Origin of the sequence: Streptomyces panaciradicis (genome assembly GCF_023516615.1) — a bacterium.
In the GTDB taxonomy this organism is placed as follows: Bacteria; Actinomycetota; Actinomycetes; order Streptomycetales; family Streptomycetaceae; genus Streptomyces; species Streptomyces panaciradicis.
Genome location: NZ_JAMGBF010000003.1, coordinates 1 through 18,843 on the forward strand (window position 1 = coordinate 1; position 18,843 = coordinate 18,843).

The window sequence follows — 18,843 nt, forward strand, 5'->3', positions numbered from 1 at the left end:
CAGTCCCAGAACTCGAACATGTTCGCGGTGTCGATGCCGAAGTCGGCCACCTTCCCGGCGTTCGTCGACAGGGCCACGAAGTGTTTGGCGACCGCCTCCTGACCGGCCTTCAGCTCGTCGAGCAGCCAGGCGCGCGCCGAGGTCGCGTTGGTGATGGTCTCGATGGTGGTGAAGGTCTTGGAGGCGATGACGAACAGCGTCTCGGCCGCGTCCAGGTCGCGGGTGGCCTCGTGCAGGTCGGCGCCGTCGACGTTCGACACGAAGCGGACGGTGAGGTCGCGGTCGGTGAAGGCGCGCAGCACCTCGTAGGCCATCGCGGGGCCGAGGTCCGAGCCGCCGATGCCGACGTTGACCACGTTCCTGATGCGCTTGCCGGTGTGGCCGGTCCAGGCTCCGGAGCGGACCCGGTCGGCGAAGTCGCTCATCTTGTCGAGGACTTCGTGCACCTTCGGCACGACGTTCTCGCCGTCGACCTCGATCACCGCGTCGCGCGGGGCGCGCAGCGCGGTGTGCAGGACGGCGCGGTCCTCCGTGGTGTTGATCTTCTCGCCGCGGAACATGGCGTCGCGCAGCCCGAACACGTCGGTGGCGGCGGCCAGTTCACGCAGCAGCCGGAGGGTCTCGTCGGTGACCAGGTGCTTGGAGTAGTCGACGTGGAGGTCTCCCACCTGGAGCGTGTATCCGGTGCCGCGCCCCGGGTCGGCGGCGAACAGCTCCCGCAGATGGGTGCCGGAGAGTTGCTCGCGGTGCTTGTCCAGCGCGGTCCACTCGGGCGTCTGGTTGAGCCTGGTACGGCCGTCTGCGTTCATGTGCGACTTCAGCCTTCTTTCGTGCCTGTCCCAGCTGTTCCAACCTAGTTGATCAGCGCGGCGCGTGAGCCGTCGTGGCGTCGTCGTGCGGCGCAACAACAGGTACGTTCACCTTGAGCGCGGGTATCAGCGCGATGACGGCGAGGACGAAGAAGGCCGCCGTGAGCAGCGGCGGGGTGTTCAGACCCCAGGCGGTGGCGACGGCGCCGCCGAGGAGGGCACCCAGCGGGACCCCGGCGTAGGACAGGGTCCGGAAGGCGGAGCTGATCCGGCCGAGCATGTCGGCGGGGCTGCGCTCCTGCATCAGGGTCGTGGTGTTGACGTTCCACACCATGCCCATCAGCCCGAAGACGGCGATCGCCGTCACCAGGACGGGCAGGCTGCGCACGCTGCCCATGGCGACAAGGGCCGCGGTCTGCACGGCGCCGGCGGTCAGCACCGCCCGCATCCGGCCCAGACGGGCGACGAACCGGCGGTTGACCACTCCTCCGGCCAGGCCGCCCAGGGTGGCCGCGGTGCCGGCCGCGGCGTATCCGACGGTGCCGGCGTGCAGCCAGCCGGTGACGAGGACGACGAGGGTGGCGAGCTGGGCGCCCATGCCGATGTTGCACAGGGCCGTCGCGGCGCACAGTCCGCGCAGGGCGCGGTCCCGGGCGAGGGTGCGCAGTCCCTGCGCGATCTCCCGGCGCAGGGTGCTGCCCGCCACCGCCGGTCCGCGCTGCGGGGCGGCGGTCCGCAGCGAGGCGACCAGGGCGGCGGCCAGCAGGAAGGTCGCCGCGTCGACGGCGAACGGCGCGGCGGTCCCGGCCGCCAGCAGCAGGGGGACGGCCGGTGCGCCGAGCAGCCCGCCGGCGATGCGCTGCCCGGTCAGCAGCCGGGCGTTCGCGCTGCCGAGGACCTCGCGGTCCACCAGCACGGGCAGCAGGGCCGTGGAGGCGTTGTCGAACAGGGTCTGGAGCGTGGTCAGGGTGAAGGCCAGGGCGATCAGCAGCCCGATGGAGGCGTGTCCGAGGGCGACGGCGACCGCGAAGGACGCCACCAGCAGCCCTCGGAGCGCGTCCACCGTCCACATCGCCCGCCGCTGGTCCACCCGGTCGGCCACCGCGCCGCCGAGCAGCCCGAAGGCGAGCCAGGGCAGATAGCCGCAGGCGGTCACCGTCGCGACCAGCAGCGGCCGGTCCGTGAGCCGCACGGCGAGCAGGGGCAGCGCGGCGTTGCGCAGGGCGTCCCCGAAGCTGGAGAGCACGGCGGCACTCCACAGCCGCCCGAATCCCCCACGCCACGCGAGCGCGCGCACCCCCGCTGGCTCGACCGTCGCCACAGCTCCCCCTCACGATTCGCCCGTATCGAGACGATGGACAAACCGTAGAGGGCACCACTGACAATCGGTCCGGGGACGGACGGGCGGCCGGTGCGAAACAGCTCCGGCCAGACACCCTCTCGGTGCCCGGCCGGCTTCCAACTCCTAGATCTCGCCCCGCAGTTTGGCGAGCGCCTCGGCGAGGATGGCCTCGCCGTCCGCGTCGCTGCGCCGCTCCCGGACGTACGCGAGGTGCGTCTTGTAGGGCTCGGTGCGCGGCGGGTCCGGCGGGTTGTCCCGGTCCTGTCCGGCCGGGAAGCCGCAGCGCGGGCAGTCCCAGGTGTCGGGAACCTGCGCGTCGCTGGCGAAGCTGGGCTGCGTCTCGTGCCCGTTGGAGCACCAGAAGGAGATGCGCAGACGCGGCGCGGACTCGCCGCGCTCGGCCTCGCCCATCGGCCCCGCCCCGACCCGGCTTCCTCGGATCGCGTTGCCACTTGCCACGGTCGTAACTCCCTGCGTGATGGTGCCGCGAAGCGAGTCGGCGTTTCGCTTCGTTGCGAGCGCCTCAGTCTACGTAAGGCCCAACGCACGTCCAGTGGTTGGAGTTACCGCCCCACACCCAGACGCAAGCCCCATGATAGGCCGCGCTCAGCTGCGCGTACCGAACATGGGGCCTTACGTGCGGATCGGAGGTGCTGTGTGTGCTTTGTCGCTCAGCTGTTCGACGTCAGGAGGTCTTCATGACGAGGCCGAGTACGACAATGCACGCGAACCACAGCAGACCGATCACCACGGTGATGCGGTCGAGGTTGCGCTCGGCGACCGAGGAGCCGCCGACGGAGGACTGCATGCCGCCACCGAACATGTCGGAGAGGCCGCCGCCCTTCCCCTTGTGCATCAGCACCAGCAGCATCAGCAGCAGGCTGAAGACGATCAGGGCGATCGAGAACCCCAAAACCACGGCTGGACCAACTTCCTCGGACTCGGACGGACGACGCGGGGTCCAGCACAGTGCTGGACCCCGCAAGGGTACGACGGATCGGGCCTAGCGCATACTCACTGGTCGCGGAAGCGCACGATCTTGACGAACTCGTCGGCGTCCAGGGACGCGCCGCCCACCAGGGCGCCGTCGATGTCGGCCTGCGCCATGATCTCGGCGACGTTGCCCGCCTTGACCGAGCCGCCGTACTGGATGCGGACCTTGTCGGCCAGCTCCTGCGTGTACAGCTCGGCGACCTTGCCGCGGACGGCGGCGCAGACCTCCTGGGCGTCCTCGGCGCCGCAGACCTTGCCGGTGCCGATGGCCCACACGGGCTCGTAGGCGATCACGATGGTCTCGGCCTGCTCGGCCGGGAGGTCCTTCAGGCCGCCTTCGACCTGGGCGAGGGTGTGGGCGACGTGGTTGCCCGCCTCGCGGACGTCCAGCTCCTCGCCGACGCACAGGATCGGGGTCAGACCGTGCTTGTAGGCGGCCTTGACCTTGGCGTTGACGATCTCGTCGGTCTCGGCGTGGTACTGACGGCGCTCGGAGTGGCCGACGGCCACGTACGTGCACTTCAGCTTGGCCAGCATGGCCCCGGAGATCTCGCCGGTGTAGGCGCCGGAGTCATGGGCCGAGATGTCCTGGGCCCCGTACTTGATCTTGAGCTTGTCGCCGTCGACCAGGGTCTGCACGGAGCGCAGGTCGGTGAAGGGCGGCAGGACGGCGACCTCGACGGCCTCGTAGTCCTTGTCGGCCAGGGCGAAGGCGAGCTTCTGGACGTGGGCGATGGCCTCGAGGTGGTTGAGGTTCATCTTCCAGTTGCCCGCCATCAGCGGCGTGCGCGTGCTCATGCTTGGTCAGTCCTCCAGTGCGGCGAGTCCGGGGAGCGTCTTGCCCTCGAGGTATTCGAGGGAGGCGCCGCCACCGGTCGAGATGTGGCCGAATGCGGTCTCGTCGAAGCCCAGGAGGCGCACGGCCGCGGCGGAGTCGCCGCCGCCGACGACCGTGAAGGCCGGGGAGTCGATGAGGGCCTGGGCGACCGCCTTGGTGCCCTCGGCGAAATCGGGGTGCTCGAAGACGCCCATCGGGCCGTTCCAGAAGACGGTGGCGGCGTCGGTGATCTTCGAGGCGTACAGCTTGCGGGTCTCCGGACCGACGTCCAGGCCCATCTGGTCGGCGGGCACGGCGTCCGCGGCGACGGTGGCGGGGCTCGTCGGGGCCTTGGCCTTCAGGTCCGGGAACTCGGGGCCGACCACCACGTCGACGGGCAGGACCAGCTCGACGCCGGTCTTCTCCGCGCGCTCGATGTACTCCAGGACGGCCGGGATCTGGTCCTCCTGCAGGAGGGACTTGCCGATCTCGTAGCCCTTGGCCTTGAGGAAGGTGTAGGCCATGCCGCCGCCGATGAGCAGGCGGTCGGCCTTGCCGAGGAGCTCGTCGATGACGGCGAGCTTGTCGGAGACCTTGGCGCCGCCGAGCGCGACGACGTAGGGCCGCCGGACCTCGTCGGTGAGCTTCTTCAGGACGCCGACCTCATTGGCGATGAGGTAGCCGGCGTAGTGCGGCAGCCGGGCCGGGAGGTCGTAGACGGAGGCGTGCTTGCGGTGCACGGCGCCGAAGCCGTCGCCGACGTAGACGTCCGCCAGGGCCGCGAGGCGGTCGGCGAACTCGCCGCGCTCGGTGTCGTCCTTGGAGGTCTCACCCGCGTTGAAGCGGAGGTTCTCGATCACCGCGACCTGGCCGGGCTGCAGGCCGTTGACCGCGTCGTGCGCGGCGGGGCCGACGGTGTCCTGGGCGAACGCCACGGGAGCGCCGAGCAGTTCACCGAGCCGCTCGGCGGCGGGCAGCAGGGAGAAGGCGGGGTCCGGGGCGCCCTTGGGGCGGCCCAGGTGCGAGGCGACGACCACCTTGGCGCCCGCCCCGGCGAGGGCCTTGACGGTGGGCAGCACGGCGCGGATGCGGCCGTCGTCGGTGATGAGGCCGTCGGCGAGCGGCACGTTGAGGTCCGCGCGGACGAAGACCCGCTTGCCGTCCACGCCTTCGGCGAGGAGTTCGTCGATCGTCTTCATGAAGGGGCTCCTAGAGAGGCTCGGGAGGCTCTGAGTTCCGAATGGGCTGCTCTGTCCGTGAGGCTGCTACCTGGACGCGGCGGGCGCGAGGGCCGGTCGGGCCCCAGCCACGCGACACAGGGCTCGGACAGCGCGGCCGTGCGCTGCCCGAGCCCTGCACTCACACCGAGGTGCTGCCGCTCGCGGCGATCAGAGCTGGTTGCCGACGAAGACCGTGAGGTCGACGAGGCGGTTGGAGTAGCCCCACTCGTTGTCGTACCAGCCGAGGATCTTCACCGTCGTGCCCTCCTGGACCATGGTCAGGGAGGAGTCGAAGGTGCAGGACGCCGGGTCGCTGACGATGTCGGAGGAGACGATCTCGTCCTCCGTGTAGGACAGGTAGCCCTGCAGCTCGCCCTCGGAGGCCTTCTTGAAGGCGGCGTTGACCTCGTCCTTGGTGACCTCGCGCGAGAGCTCCACGACGAGGTCGGTGGCCGAGCCGGTCGGGACCGGGACGCGCATGGCGATGCCGTCCAGCTTGCCCTTGAGCTGCGGCAGGACCAGGGCGGTGGCCTTCGCGGCACCGGTCGTGGTCGGGATGATGTTCTCGGCGGCGGCACGGGCGCGGCGCAGGTCCTTGTGCGGGAAGTCCAGGATGCGCTGGTCGTTCGTGTACGCGTGCACCGTCGTCATCAGGCCCTTGACGATGCCGAAGTTCTCGTCGAGGACCTTCGCCATCGGCGCCACGCAGTTGGTGGTGCAGGAGGCGTTGGAGATGACGTGGTGGTTCGCCGGGTCGTACTTGTCCTGGTTGACGCCCATCACGATGGTGATGTCCTCGTCCTTGGCCGGAGCCGAGATGAGGACCTTCTTCGCGCCGCCGGCGATGTGCTTCTCGGCGTCGGCCTTCTTGGTGAAGATGCCGGTCGACTCGATGACGATGTCGACGCCCAGCTCGCCCCACGGGATGTCGGCGGGGTTGCGCTCGGACAGGACCTTGATGGTCTTGCCGTCGACGGTGATGGTGTCGGCGGTGTGCGAGACCTCGGCCTTGAGGCGGCCCAGGATGGTGTCGTACTTCAGCAGATGGGCGGTGGTCGCGGTGTCACCCAGGTCGTTGACAGCCACGATCTCGATGTCAGCACCCTGCTCCAGCAGCGCGCGGAAGTAGTTGCGACCGATACGACCGAAGCCGTTGATGCCTACGCGGATCGTCACGAACCGATCTCCTCGTTGGTACGCCGGCCATGAGGTGCCGGCGAGCTCTGTTTGGGATGTCCCCGACCACCCCCGACCCTACCTCCCTGATGCCCCCGGAGTGACATCGAGACGCCCCATACATGGGCAGGCGGTCCGTACCCGCCAGTAGGGGTACGGACCGCCCGGCCCGAATGTCCGATCACTCTTTTTGACTACGGTGACCTAGTCATCGTTGACCAGGCAGTTCACCCTTCCAGGGCCGCGAGCGCCTTCTTGACGAGGGCGACGCGGTCCGCGGCCGCGGTGACGTGCTCCAGACCGAAGCCCAACAGCACGGTGCGGTCGGTGGTGACGGCGCCGTAGGTCCTGAACAGCGCCCCGGTGCGCGTCCAGTCCTTGAGCACCGCCGGGCTGCCCGCGGGCGGTCCGGACACGCTCCAGGCGCCGAGCGAGGTCTCGAAGCCCTCGGGCTGGGTCGCCGTGCCGCCGAGGACGAGCGAGGTGTCGTCGGCGAGGACGCCGCGGCCGCCGGAGCCGGGGTCGGTGACGTAACTGATCGAGACCTGGACGGACTTTCCGGCGTAGGCGCTCAGGTCGTAGTCGACCTGCTGCCAGCCGTTGGAGGCGCCGGTGAGGCTGTTCCAGGAGCCGCTGGTGCCGGTCCCGGTGCAGCCCGAGGCGGCGACGGTCAGATAGTGCCTGAGCCACGGGTGCTCGTTGACGAGGAAGCCCGCCTCGCACTCCGCCGGGACGGCCGTGCTGGTCGCGCCGCCCGCCTCCGGGAGGGTCGTCCAGTCGTCCGCGCCGGTGGTGTGGGCCTCGACGATGACGTGGTCGTAGCCCGGCTCGGTGTCCCAGAGCAACTGGCTGCGCAGCGTCGGCTTGGCGCTCGCCGCGACACCGGTGAGGTCGACGGTGCGGGTGAGGCGCTTGTAGGAGTCGTCGGTGTGGACGGCGGCCGCCATGTAGGAGCCCGAGTACGGCCCGTACGGGTTGACGGTCCCCGCGAACTGGCCCGCTCCGGCGCTCGCGAACTGCGGGTACTTGTCGACCGGCAGCGAGTCGGAGGTGACGGCGTAGGTGCCGGCCCTGTCGAGCGGGTTGCCGGGTGCCGCGCCGAGCGCCCCGCTGAAGCCGCCGAGTTCACCGGAACCGGTGAAGCCGGTGGCGCCCGGGGTCGACGTACGCGAGTAGGCGCCCAGGTAGTACTGGCTGAAGTCGTTGGACAGGGTGCCGCCGCCGAGGTCGACGCTGCCGCCGGCCGACTCCCCCGCCTCGATCAGCTTGCCGCCCTCGTTGAGGTAGGCGCGCAGTTGCAGCTGGGTGGCGTTGCCGGGGGCGCTCGCGCCCGTGTAGTGCACGACGGTCCGGAAGTGCTTCAGCACGGCGAGCGCGTCGGGCGCGCCCTGGGTGGCGACGTCCCACACGACCGCCTTGCGGCCGGCCGCCTTCAGCGCGTCCACGTAGGTCTGCGCCTGTGTGGCCGTCGCGCCCTCCTCGGCGACGACGAGCGTGTCGGCCTTGGCCCGCTGGGCGACGGTGTAGGTGAAGTGCTCGCTGGAGACCTTCTTGCCGCTGCGGGACCGGCCGGTGAACCACACCTCGACCGTGTCGCCCGGGTCGGCGTCGCGGACCTTGGCGCGGTACTCGTCGAAGTGCAGGTTGTCCTCGCCGCCGTAGGTCCGGCCGCCCTTCCAGGCCTTCAGCGGCCGGTCCTTGGTGCGGCCGCCGTCGACGCGGTAGTGGAGCTCCTTGTCGCGGACCGCCTTGCGGACGACGGCCGAGACGTCCTGGTCGGCGCCGCGAGCGTAGGAGGTGGTGAACTTCGCCGGGGTGAAGTCGGCGGCCTTCAGGCCCAGCGACGAGGACGGGGTGTCGGGGTGCCGGGCGGTCTCGGCGACCGACAGCGCGAACGGGACGTTCTTGGTGAACTCCTGCTGGATGAGCTTCTCGTCGTCCGGGAAGTTGAACACCGACTGGCAGTCGGCCGCGTTCCACTGGTCGTTCGGGTCGAGGTTCGACGCGGTCTGGCAGGTCGACATCTCCGGGGTGAACATCGACATGCCGTTGACGTTCGCCGCGTGGCCGTCCGCCTCGCCGTTGGTGGTGTACAGCTCCGAGGAGACCTGCGGGCGGTAGCCGGGGATCGCGGAGTTGTCCGGGGTGCCGGCGAGGGCCTTGTAGACCACGTCGTCCGGGGTGGGGGTGGCGACCTGCCAGCCGACGCCGTAGAGCAGGAGCTCGGCGGCGGAGTGGTAGTTGATGCCGTACGAGAATCCGATCCGCTTCTCGAAGCGGTCCAGCGCCTTCGTCTCGGGCTCGGAGCCGGGGCTCGCGCCGCGGTAGGTCTCACTGGTGGGGTTCGGGGACGAACCCTCGTCGTCGTAGCCCCACTTGTAGGCGAAGTTGCGGTTGAGGTCGACGCCGTCGCCGGTGGAGATGACGCCGTCGCCGTTGACGTCCCGCAGGTTCTTGCGCCACAGGCGGGTGTCGGAGTCCTTGAAGGTGTAGTCGTAGCCGTCGGGGTTGGCCGAGATGACGAACCACAGCTCGGTGCTGTCGACGATCCGCTGGACGCGCTTGTTCTTCTTGTAGTTGTCCAGGTAGTAGTGCATCAGCCGGCGGGTCATCTCCGGTGTGATCCACTCGCGCGCGTGCTGGTTGGACATGTACAGCACGGAGGGCTTGGAGCCGTCCTTGGTCTTCTTCGCGTCCTTGGTCAGTTTGAGCGCGAGGATGTCCTGGCCGTCGACGGTCTTCCCGATGGAGACGACCTTGGTCAGGCCCGGGTTGAGCTGCCCGGTCCGGACGATCTCCTCCTTCAGGCCACCGCTGCCGCTGTACGGGCGGAACACGCCCTGGGCGGCCGTGTCCACCCGTTTCGCGGCCTTGGCCGAAAGTGTGTGCTCGGTGAGGTCGACGCCCTGCTTCCGCAGCTTCCCGGCCTGCCGGCCGGTGAGGTAGACCTCGACGGCGGCCTTCCCCTTCGCGGGGACCTGCTCGCCGAGTTCCTGGCCGTCCTGCCCGGCGGCCAGCAGCAGGGGTACCTGCTGGGCGCTGACCTCCGCGCGGTAGACGTTGACCTCGTCGGGGTCGGAACCCTGTGAGGTCCCGTTCTGTGCCTGGGCGATGGGTGCGAGGCTCGCTCCGCCGAGCAGGAGCGCGCCGACAGCGAGGATCGATCTCGCTCTGGGTCTCATGTACCCCCCTAGCAGTCCTTCGTCACGGTGACGAAGTGCTGCCAGGCTCATGTCAGTTCACAACCGAGTCAAGAGCGACACAAAGCCAGCAAAAGGCCGCTGCCGGCGCCCAAGTGGACGCCGGCAGCGAGGGGTTGTCGGTGGGTCAGCCGACGAGGTTGTCCGCCATCTCCTCGGTGATGCTGGACTCCGTGCCCGGGATGCCGAGGTCGGAGGCGCGCTTGTCGGCCATCGCCAGCAGGCGGCGGATACGGCCGGCCACGGCGTCCTTGGTCAGCGGCGGGTCGGCGAGCGCGCCCAGCTCCTCCAGGGATGCCTGCTTGTGCTCCATGCGCAGGCGTCCGGCGGCCGCGAGGTGCTCAGGGACCTCGTCGCCGAGGATCTCCAGCGCGCGCTGGACCCGGGCGCCGGCGGCGACGGCCGCGCGGGCGGAGCGGCGCAGGTTGGCGTCGTCGAAGTTGGCGAGCCGGTTCGCCGTGGCCCGCACCTCCCGGCGCATCCGGCGCTCCTCCCAGGCCAGCACCGACTCGTGCGCGCCGAGGCGGGTGAGCAGCGCGCCGATCGCGTCGCCGTCGCGGACGACCACCCGGTCCACGCCCCGCACCTCGCGGGCCTTCGCGGCGATCGACAGCCGGCGGGCCGCGCCGACCAGGGCGAGCGCCGCCTCGGGACCGGGGCAGGTGACCTCCAGGGAGGAGGAGCGGCCGGGCTCGGTGAGCGACCCGTGCGCCAGGAACGCTCCGCGCCAGGCGGCCTCCGCGTCGCAGGTGGCCCCCGAGACCACCTGCGGGGGCAGGCCGCGGATCGGGCGGCCGCGCCCGTCCACCAGGCCGGTCTGGCGGGCCAGCTGGTCACCGCCGGCGACGACCCGGACGACGTAACGCGAGCCGCGGCGCAGTCCGCCGGGCGCCATCACGATCAGCTCCGAGGAGTGGCCGAAGATCTCCAGAATGTCTCTCTTCAGGCGCCGGGCCGCCATCGCGGTGTCCAGCTCCGCCTCGATCACGATGCGCCCGCTGACCAGGTGGAGGCCGCCGGCGAACCGCAGAATGGCGGAGACCTCCGCCTTCCTGCAGCAGGTGCGGGTGACGGGGAGCCGGGAGATCTCGTCCTTCACCGCTGCCGTCATCGCCATGGGCCGATCCTTCCATGCATCCGAAAAATACGGTCGTACGCGGCGGCCAGCAGCTCCGGGTCGTGCCGCGGAGTTCCGTCTCTGCGAGCGACCGGGGCGAGCTCGACCGCGGCCCCGAGCCGCTTGGCGGCCTCGGTGAGCACATCACGGTCGGGCACGGCGGCCTCGTCGGCCAGCACCACGTCCAGGGCGAGTTTAGGGGCGTGTCGTCCCAAAACCTCCAAATGACGCTGCGGGGAGAAGCCCTCGGTTTCTCCGGGCTGCGGGGCGAGGTTCAGCGAGAGTACCCGGCGCGCCTTCGTCTGGGTGAGGGCGTCCAGCAGCTCCGGCACGAGCAGGTGCGGGATCACCGAGGAGAACCAGGAGCCGGGGCCGAGCACGACCCAGTCCGCGTCGAGGACCGCCTCGACGGCCTCGGGGACGGCCGGCGGGTCGTGCGGCACGAGGTGCACCGACTGCACCTCGCCGGGCGTGAGGGCGACCGTGGCCTGCCCCCGGACCGTGTCCACGTCTTCCGGCCGGTCCGGGTCGTGCCCCTTGACCAGGGCCTGCAGCTCCAGCGGTACGGCGGACATGGGCAGCACGCGCCCGTGCGCGCCCAGCAGCCTGCCGACCAGGTCCAGGGCCTGGACATGGTCGCCGAGCTGCTCCCACAGGGCGACGATCAGGAGGTTGCCGACCGCGTGGTCGTGCAGGTCGCCCTTGGAGTGGAAGCGGTGCTGGATGACCCGGGCCCAGGTCTGGCCCCAGTCGTCGTCGCCGCACAGCGCGGCCAGCGCCTTGCGCAGGTCGCCGGGCGGCAGCACGCCCAGCTCGTCGCGCAGGCGCCCGCTGGAGCCGCCGTCGTCGGCCACGGTGACGACGGCGGTGAGGTCGCCGGTGATCCGGCGCAGGGCGGCGAGCGAGGCGGACAGGCCCATGCCGCCGCCGAGGGCGACGACCTTGGGCTGTGCGCCGCGCCGGCGCGGCCGGGCTCCGCGGGCCTCGACCGGACGGCCCGCCCGGGACTCGGGCACCATCCGGCGCAGCCTGCTCAGCCGCACAGAGCGTTCTGTCATTCGCGTCCCATGTCCCGGTGCACGACCACCGTCTCCACGCCCTCGGCCGCGAGGCGGGCGGCGAGCTTCTCCGACATGGCCACCGAGCGGTGCTTGCCGCCCGTGCACCCGATGGCGATGGTCACGTACCGCTTGCCCTCGCGGCGGTAGCCGGCCGCGATGAGGCGCAGCAGCTCGGCGTAGCGGTCGAGGAACTCCTTGGCGCCGGGCTGGTTGAAGACGTACGCCGCCACCTCCTCGTTGAGGCCGGTGAAGGGGCGCAGCTCCGGGACCCAGTGCGGGTTGGGCAGGAAGCGCATGTCCGCGACCAGGTCGGCGTCGACGGGCAGGCCGTACTTGAAGCCGAAGGACATGACGGTGGCCCGCAGCTCGGGCTCCTCGTCGCCGGCGAACTGGGCGTCCATCTTGGCGCGCAGCTCGTGCACGTTCAGGCTGGAGGTGTCGATCACCAGGTCGGCGTCGCCGCGCAGCTCGCGCAGCAGCTCGCGCTCGGCGGCGATGCCGTCGACGATGCGGCCGTCGCCCTGGAGGGGGTGCGGGCGGCGCACCGACTCGAAGCGGCGGACCAGGGCCTCGTCGGAGGACTCCAGGAAGACGATGCGGCGGGTGACGTGCCGGGTCTCCAGGTCGGCGAGGGACTCGCGCAGATTGTCGAAGAAGCGCCGGCCGCGCACGTCGACGACGACCGCGATCCGGGCCACGTTGCCCTGCGAGCGGGCGCCGAGCTCCACCATGGTGGGGATCAGCGCGGGCGGCAGGTTGTCGACGACGAACCAGCCGAGGTCCTCCAGGCACTTGGCGGCCGTCGACCTGCCCGCGCCGGACATGCCGGAGATGATCACCAGCTCGGGGATGGCGACTTCGGGAAGCCCACCCGTCTCGCCGGTCGTGCCCGTACTCACCTGTGCTCCGTCTCCGCCCGTCTGTTCGTGCTGTTCGTCGTGCTTGTTCACATTCATGTCTCCTGCCCCCGTCGTTCGTCCGGGGCTCCCGTCGTCACGGGCTCCCCACCGGAACCCATGGTGCCGGGTTCCTCCTCCATGATCTCTCCGGTGGCCGTGTTCACGGCGGGTGCGGCCGGAGCCGCCTGGGCGAGGGCCACGGCGATCGTCTCGGCCGTCTTGCGGCCTATGCCGGGCACCTCGCAGATCTGGTCGATGGTGGCGGATCGCAGTTTCTTCAACGAACCGAAGTGCTTCAGAAGTGCCTGCTTGCGGGTCTCGCCGAGGCCGGGCACGTCGTCCAGCGGGCTGGAGCGGAAGCGCTTGGCCCGCTTGGTGCGCTGGTAGGTGATCGCGAAGCGGTGCGCCTCGTCGCGGACGCGCTGCAGCAGGTAGAGGCCCTCGCTGGTGCGGGGCAGCACCACCGGGTCCTCCTCCTCGGGCAGCCAGACCTCTTCCAGCCGCTTGGCGAGGCCGCAGACGGCGACGTCGTCGATGCCGAGCTCGTCCAGGGCCCGCTTCGCCGCCGCGACCTGCGGCTGTCCGCCGTCGACGACGACGAGCTGGGGCGGGTAGGCGAACTTCTTGGGCCGGCCGTCCTCGTTCTTCAGGCCGTCCGACGGGAGGCCGTCGGCGTCCAGGGCCGTCTCCAGGCCCGCCTGGAGGCCTTCCGCCGCCCCGCCCACGAGGCCGTCCCCGTGACCGTCCTCCACCCACTCGCCGGTCCGCTCCTTCTCGGCGAGGTAGCGGCGGAAGCGGCGGGTGATCACCTCGTGCATGGAGCGGACGTCGTCCTGGCCCTCGAAGCCCTTGATCTGGAAGCGGCGGTACTCGCTCTTGCGCTGCAGACCGTCCTCGAAGACGACCATGGACGCGACGACGTCGTCGCCCTGGAGGTGCGAGATGTCGTAGCACTCGATGCGGAGGGGGACGCTGTCGAGGTCGAGGGCCTCGGCGATCTCCTCCAGGGCGCGCGAACGCGTGGTGAGGTCGGAGGCGCGCTTGGTCTTGTGCAGGGCGAGCGACTGCTGGGCGTTGCGCTGCACGGTCTCCATCAGGGCCTTCTTGTCGCCGCGCTGCGGGATGCGCAGGGACACGCCCGAGCCGCGCCGGTCGGCCAGCCATTCCTGGACGGGCTCGACCGGGTCCGGCAGGGCGGGGACGAGGACCTCCTTGGGGACGGAGTCGCCCTTCTCCTCGCCGTAGAGCTGCTGCAGCGCGTGCTCGACGAGGGCGCCGGTGGTGATCTCCTCGACCTTGTCGGTGACCCAGCCGCGCTGGCCGCGCACGCGTCCGCCGCGCACGTGGAAGATCTGGACGGCCGCCTCCAGCTCGTCCTCGGCGACCGCGATCAGGTCGGCGTCGGTCGCGTCGGCGAGCACGACCGCGTTCTTCTCCATGGCCTTCCTGAGGGCCCCGATGTCGTCGCGCAGGCGGGCGGCCCGCTCGTACTCCATCTCCTCGGCCGCCTCCGTCATCCGCTGCTCCAGGCGGCGGAGGTAGGTGCCGGTGCGGCCGGCCATGAAGTCGCAGAACTCCTCGGCGAGTTCGCGGTGCTCCTCGGGGTCGACGCGGCCCACGCAGGGAGCCGAGCACTTGCCGATGTAGCCGAGCAGGCAGGGGCGGCCGGTGCGGGTGGCGTTCTTGAAGACGCCGGCCGAGCAGGTGCGTACGGGGAAGACGCGCAGGAGGAGGTCGACGGTGTCGCGGATCGCCCACGCGTGCGCGTACGGACCGAAGTACCTCACTCCCTTCCTCTTGTGACCGCGCATCACCTGCACGCGCGGGAACTCCTCGTTCATCGTCACCGCGAGGTAGGGGTAGCTCTTGTCGTCGCGGTACTTGACGTTGAACCGGGGGTCGAACTCCTTGATCCAGGAGTACTCCAGCTGCAGCGCCTCGACCTCGGTGGGCACCACGGTCCACTCCACGGACGCGGCGGTGGTGACCATCGACCGGGTACGGGGGTGCAGGTTCGCCAGGTCCTGGAAATAGTTCGCCAGGCGCTGGCGCAGGCTTTTCGCCTTTCCGACGTAGATCACCCGGCGGTGCTCGTCACGGAACCTGTACACCCCGGGAGAGTCGGGGATCTGTCCCGGCTTGGGGCGGTAGCTGGAGGGGTCGGCCATGTCTCACACCCTACTGGCGAGGGGTGACAGTACGGCGAGGCTGTGGACAACGCCCACCGAGCCTACGCGCCTGTGGGAGGACCGGCATCCTCGGCAGGTGGGTGCCCCCGCGGCACCGCGGCGCCGGGCGACGGCTCCGGCGCGCCCCGCGTCGATGATCATGGCCACCGAGCGGGTCTCGGCCAGGTGTGCGCACCCGTCGGGCGCCAGGTGTTGTCGGGACTTGGTCAACACGCTTCAATGCGGGGGAACTCGGGGCCGTGAACGACGGCGTACGGATGTGAAGACGCCCCGACGCCGACGGGGTGGCCCCGGCCTTCGCACGAAACCGGCCCGACCAGCCGTAGCGAGCATTCACAGAAAGGCCCCCTGCATGCCGCACGCCACACAGCACGCGGACGTCGGCGCCGTCGTCGGCGCGGAACTGGAATCGGCCCTGCGGGGCGGGCCCTTCCACGTCGCGTTGCGCGCCGCCATCGCCGCCCGGGGGCTGCCGTTGCAGCGGGTGCAGCACCATCTGTCGCGCCACGGGGTGAAGGTCGGCGTCACCAGCCTGAGTTACTGGCAGCAGGGCGCCCGGCGCCCGCAGCGCCCGGAGTCGCTGCGTGCCGTGCGGGCCCTGGAGGAGATACTCCAGCTGCCGGAGGAGTCCTTGATACGGCTGCTCGCCGAGAGCGACGAACGGACCTGTGCCGAACGGCCCGCCGCCCGCTCGTACCGCTCCCTGATCGCCGCCTCGGACGTCCTGGACCGGATGCTGACCGAGCTGCACCTGCCGCCGGACGGCGGGCTGCACACTCTCGGCCACCACGAGCGGGTGCGCATCGGCCCGCGGCGGGAGCTGGCGGGGCGTGAGTCGCAGCACATCGTGCGCGCCCACAAGGACGGCGTCGACCGCTTCGTCGCCGTCCACCACGGCGACCCGGGATGCGCGCCGGAGCGCATGCGGGTGCACGCCCTGGAGAACTGCCGCACCGGACGCGTGCGGGCGCACCACGACAGCGGGGTCCTCGTGGCCGAGCTGCTCTTCGACACCCGGCTGCGGGCCGGGGACACGTTCCTCTTCCGCTACGGCGTCGAGGACGGCACGGCCGGCGTCTGCCGCGAGTACGTCCGCGGCTTCGGGCCGGCCGGCGGGCAGTACGCGCTCCAGGTGCGCTTCGACGAACGCGCGCTGCCGGTGCGCTGCCATCGCTTCGCCCAGCACTCCGCGGCCGCGCCGCGAGGCGGCCGCCAGGAACTCGCCCTCAGCGGCCACCACCACTCGGTCCACCTCGTCGAGCCCCGGGTGCGGACGGGGGTCGTGGGCATCGGCTGGGACTGGGAGTGAGCCCACCGCGGGTGCGCACATCCTGGGCCGGGTCCAGCTAGGTGAGCGGGCCCGCGACGATCTTGCCGTCGGCGGTGCGCGCCGACAGCTCCTGCAGGGGCTCCGTCGCCGGGGAGCGCAGCACCTTGCCGGTCCTGGCGTCGAACTCGCTGCCGTGGCACGGGCAGACCAGCGTCGTTCCCTGCAGCTTGTTGATCGGGCACCCCGCGTGCGTGCAGATCGTGCTGTACGCCTTCAGCGAGCCGTCCTCGGCCCGGCTGACCACGACGTTGTGATCCCGGTAGAGCGCGGCGCCGCCCTTGGCGACGTCCGATCCCGGGCCGAGTTCGACGGGCGCCGTCGGTGTGGCGGGCGTGCCGTCCGACCCGGTCCCGGTCGAGCAGGCGGCGAGGCCGATACCGGCCACGGGCGTGAGGGCCGCGCCCCGCAGGACGGTACGACGGCTCGGGGAGGGACGGGCGGGCATACGGGTCTCCGCTGGTGAGGGGGCGGTGCAGGGCGACGATACTCCCGCCCGGCAGCCTGCCCGCGGGGTGGGGTGCCCGGCGGTTAAACGCTTGCGTAAGCGTTTACGCCGGCCGGTGAATGAGATACGTTCCGGCCTGACGCGCACGGATTCGGGAAGGAGGACGCGTTGGCGACCATGGCCGACGTCGCACGGAGCGCCGGGGTGTCGGTGGCGACCGTCTCGCACGTCCTCAACGGCACCCGGCCCGTCCTGCCGCACACCCGGCAGTCCGTCCTGGACGCGATCGACCGGCTGGGCTACACGCCGAACACCCTTGCCCGCTCCCTGGTGACCTCCCGGACCCGGTCGATCGGGCTCGCGGTCTCGGCCATCAGCAACCCGTACTTCACGGAGATCCTCCAGGGTGTGGAGGCGGCCGCCCTGGACGCGGGCCACGGCCTGCTCATCGCCGACCCGCACGACGATCCCGCGCATGAGCGCACGGTCGTCCAGCTGCTGCACGAACGGCGGGTGGACGGCATGATCGTCGCCCCTTCCGCCGAGCCACGCGAACTCCTCACCTACCTCGCGCGCCATGACGTGCCGACCGTGTTCCTCGACCGGCTGGTGGAGGCGGACGCGGAAGGGGCCCGGGCGCCGCGCGACGGTGACCTGCGCTTCGACCAGGTCTGCGCCGAGAGCGCCGAGCCGACCGCGCGGCTCGTCGCCCACCTCGCCGGACTCGGCCACCGCCGCATCGCCCTGATCGCCGGGCTGCCCGGGCTCAGCACCACCCGTGAACGCATCGCCGGCTACCGGGAGGGGCTCGCCGCCGCCGGTCTCCCCCACGACGACGACCTCCTGGCACACGGCGACTCCGAGTCGGCCGGTGCCGCACGGGCCACGGCGGCCCTGCTGTCCCTCGCCGCCCCGCCCACGGCACTCGTGACGGCCAACAACGCGATGACCCTCGGCGCCCTGCGTACCCTGCGCGACCGCGGCCTGTCCGTCCCCGACGACATGGCCCTGTGCTGCTTCGACGACTTCCCCTGGGCCGACCTCTTCTCGCCCCGGCTCACCGCGATCGCCCAGCCCGGCAGGGAGATCGGCACCCAGGCGGTACGGCTTCTCCTGGAACGCCTCGCCGCACCGGACCGCCCCGCCCGCACCGTACGGCTGCCCTGCGCCTTCGTGCACCGGACGTCGTGCGGGTGCCCGGACCCCGGCCTGCCGGAGTCCGGGCGATCCGGTGAACCCGAGCGATCCGCCGAGCCCGGCAGCTCCACCCAGTACCCGCAGTCCGCGCAGTTCGAGAGAGGAACCGTCTCGTGATCGTCGTCGCCGGTGAGGCCCTGATCGATCTGGTACCGCAGGGCACGGGTGCCCTCGCGGGGCTGAAGCCGGCGCTCGGCGGCGGCCCGTACAACACGGCCGTGGCCCTCGGCCGCCTCGGCTCCCCCACGGCGTTCTGCTCCCGCGTCTCGCGGGACGCCTTCGGCGAGGCCCTGCTCGACGGGCTCCGGGGAGCCGACGTGGACGTGTCCGCCGTACAGCGCGGCCCCGAGCCGACCACTCTCGCGGTCGCGACGATCGACGGGAACGGCTCGGCCGCCTACTCCTTCTACGTCGAGGGCACCGCCGACCGGCTGTTCACCGCGCCCCCGGCGCTGCCCACCGGGACGCGGGCCGTGTCCTTCGGGACGTGTTCGCTCGTCCTGGAGCCCGGTGCGAGCGCCTACGAGGAGCTGATGCGCACCGCGGCCGAGCAGGGCGTGTTCACCGCGCTGGACCCCAACGTCCGGGCGGGACTCATCCCGGACGCGGACGCCTACCGCGCCCGCTTCAAGAGCTGGCTGCCGTCGGTGTCGCTGCTGAAGCTCTCCGAGGAGGACGCGCTGTGGCTGGGCGGCACTCCGCGTGAGTGGCTGGCCGCGGGGCCCTCGGCGGTCGTGGTCACCCACGGCGGTGACGGGCTGAGCGTCTTCACCGCGGACGGCGCGGTGCATTCCGTGCCGGGCGAGAAGGTCGAGGTCGTGGACACGATCGGGGCCGGCGACACCGTGAACGCGGCGCTGCTGCACGGTCTGGCCGCCCAGGACGCCCTGTCCGCCGAGGCGCTGCGGGGGCTGGGCGCCGACGGGTGGACGAGGCTGCTGCGCTTCGCGGCGCGGGCGGCCGCGGTCACCTGTTCCCGGGCGGGCGCGGAGCCGCCGTACGCCTCCGAACTCGGGGACGTGTTCGAGGGCTCGTGACGCACGGCGCC

Annotated in this window: 16 protein-coding genes; 3 read left to right on the forward strand and 13 right to left on the reverse strand. The window is 71.3% G+C overall.

The features are described from left to right. The 12 genes from M8J74_RS01335 to uvrC all read right to left on the reverse strand — a co-directional run. Positions 1-809: phosphoglucose isomerase-related protein (locus M8J74_RS01335; RefSeq protein ID WP_505016700.1), on the reverse strand; the 809-nt coding region annotated here is incomplete at its 3' end. 52 nt (positions 810-861) lie between these two features. Next, positions 862-2,130, reverse strand: a complete 1,269-nt coding sequence (locus M8J74_RS01340; protein ID WP_249834625.1) for an MFS transporter — start codon at positions 2,128-2,130, stop codon at positions 862-864. A 144-nt stretch (positions 2,131-2,274) separates the two neighbouring features. Then, on the reverse strand, positions 2,275-2,610 hold the full coding sequence (locus M8J74_RS01345; protein ID WP_003957010.1) for an RNA polymerase-binding protein RbpA: 336 nt from the start codon (positions 2,608-2,610) through the stop codon (positions 2,275-2,277). A gap of 226 nt (positions 2,611-2,836) precedes the next feature. Further along, complete coding sequence (secG, locus tag M8J74_RS01350; RefSeq protein WP_107416178.1) at positions 2,837-3,070, reverse strand: preprotein translocase subunit SecG; 234 nt, start codon at positions 3,068-3,070, stop codon at positions 2,837-2,839. Positions 3,071-3,165: 95 nt separating this feature from the next. Continuing rightward, positions 3,166-3,942, reverse strand: coding sequence for a triose-phosphate isomerase (gene tpiA / locus M8J74_RS01355; protein WP_249834626.1), 777 nt, complete (start codon positions 3,940-3,942; stop codon positions 3,166-3,168). A gap of 6 nt (positions 3,943-3,948) precedes the next feature. Further along, entirely contained in the window at positions 3,949-5,160 is a 1,212-nt protein-coding gene (locus M8J74_RS01360) for a phosphoglycerate kinase (RefSeq protein WP_249834627.1), read from the reverse strand. Between the two features lie 189 nt (positions 5,161-5,349). Beyond that, positions 5,350-6,357, reverse strand: coding sequence for a type I glyceraldehyde-3-phosphate dehydrogenase (gene gap, locus M8J74_RS01365; protein ID WP_058926002.1), 1,008 nt, complete (start codon positions 6,355-6,357; stop codon positions 5,350-5,352). Between the two features lie 227 nt (positions 6,358-6,584). Further along, positions 6,585-9,539 carry a M14 family metallopeptidase gene (locus M8J74_RS01370; RefSeq protein WP_249834628.1) on the reverse strand — a complete coding sequence of 985 codons (2,955 nt, stop codon included), beginning with the start codon at positions 9,537-9,539 and terminating at the stop codon, positions 6,585-6,587. Between the two features lie 145 nt (positions 9,540-9,684). Beyond that, positions 9,685-10,674, reverse strand: a complete 990-nt coding sequence (gene whiA, locus M8J74_RS01375; protein WP_030933313.1) for a DNA-binding protein WhiA — start codon at positions 10,672-10,674, stop codon at positions 9,685-9,687. After that, the gene (locus tag M8J74_RS01380; protein WP_249834629.1) at positions 10,665-11,732 is read right to left on the reverse strand and encodes a gluconeogenesis factor YvcK family protein; all 1,068 of its coding nucleotides are present in this window, start codon (positions 11,730-11,732) and stop codon (positions 10,665-10,667) included. The genes whiA and M8J74_RS01380 overlap by 10 nt, the downstream gene beginning before the upstream one ends. Continuing rightward, on the reverse strand, positions 11,729-12,691 hold the full coding sequence (rapZ, locus tag M8J74_RS01385) for an RNase adapter RapZ (protein ID WP_249834630.1): 963 nt from the start codon (positions 12,689-12,691) through the stop codon (positions 11,729-11,731). The genes M8J74_RS01380 and rapZ overlap by 4 nt, the downstream gene beginning before the upstream one ends. Continuing rightward, positions 12,688-14,802 carry an excinuclease ABC subunit UvrC gene (gene uvrC / locus M8J74_RS01390; protein ID WP_249834631.1) on the reverse strand — a complete coding sequence of 705 codons (2,115 nt, stop codon included), beginning with the start codon at positions 14,800-14,802 and terminating at the stop codon, positions 12,688-12,690. Before uvrC ends, rapZ begins: the two co-directional genes overlap by 4 nt. A 373-nt stretch (positions 14,803-15,175) precedes the next feature. Here uvrC and M8J74_RS01395 point away from each other — a divergent pair, with 373 nt between their 5' ends. Next, a complete protein-coding gene (locus tag M8J74_RS01395; RefSeq protein ID WP_249834632.1) occupies positions 15,176-16,132 on the forward strand; it encodes a hypothetical protein in 957 nt (318 codons plus the stop codon). Between the two features lie 37 nt (positions 16,133-16,169). Here M8J74_RS01395 and M8J74_RS01400 read toward each other — a convergent pair whose 3' ends face one another. Next, positions 16,170-16,598, reverse strand: a complete 429-nt coding sequence (locus tag M8J74_RS01400; RefSeq protein ID WP_249834633.1) for a Rieske (2Fe-2S) protein — start codon at positions 16,596-16,598, stop codon at positions 16,170-16,172. Positions 16,599-16,766: 168 nt separating this feature from the next. Here M8J74_RS01400 and M8J74_RS01405 point away from each other — a divergent pair, with 168 nt between their 5' ends. Then, complete coding sequence (locus tag M8J74_RS01405) at positions 16,767-17,912, forward strand: LacI family DNA-binding transcriptional regulator (RefSeq protein WP_249834634.1); 1,146 nt, start codon at positions 16,767-16,769, stop codon at positions 17,910-17,912. Beyond that, positions 17,909-18,832 carry a carbohydrate kinase family protein gene (locus tag M8J74_RS01410; protein WP_249834635.1) on the forward strand — a complete coding sequence of 308 codons (924 nt, stop codon included), beginning with the start codon at positions 17,909-17,911 and terminating at the stop codon, positions 18,830-18,832. Before M8J74_RS01405 ends, M8J74_RS01410 begins: the two co-directional genes overlap by 4 nt. Positions 18,833-18,843: the final 11 nt, after the last annotated feature.

Bases quoted from the DNA above. Each gene is read 5' to 3' on its own strand.
- tpiA (WP_249834626.1), bottom strand. From the start codon at position 3,942: ATGAGCACGCGCACGCCGCTGATGGCGGGCAACTGGAAGATGAACCTC.
- M8J74_RS01360 (WP_249834627.1), bottom strand. From the start codon at position 5,160: ATGAAGACGATCGACGAACTCCTCGCCGAAGGCGTGGACGGCAAGCGG.
- M8J74_RS01370 (WP_249834628.1), bottom strand. From the start codon at position 9,539: ATGAGACCCAGAGCGAGATCGATCCTCGCTGTCGGCGCGCTCCTGCTC.
- whiA (WP_030933313.1), bottom strand. From the start codon at position 10,674: ATGGCGATGACGGCAGCGGTGAAGGACGAGATCTCCCGGCTCCCCGTC.
- M8J74_RS01380 (WP_249834629.1), bottom strand. From the start codon at position 11,732: ATGACAGAACGCTCTGTGCGGCTGAGCAGGCTGCGCCGGATGGTGCCC.
- rapZ (WP_249834630.1), bottom strand. From the start codon at position 12,691: ATGAATGTGAACAAGCACGACGAACAGCACGAACAGACGGGCGGAGAC.
- uvrC (WP_249834631.1), bottom strand. From the start codon at position 14,802: ATGGCCGACCCCTCCAGCTACCGCCCCAAGCCGGGACAGATCCCCGAC.
- M8J74_RS01395 (WP_249834632.1), top strand. From the start codon at position 15,176: ATGCCGCACGCCACACAGCACGCGGACGTCGGCGCCGTCGTCGGCGCG.
- M8J74_RS01400 (WP_249834633.1), bottom strand. From the start codon at position 16,598: ATGCCCGCCCGTCCCTCCCCGAGCCGTCGTACCGTCCTGCGGGGCGCG.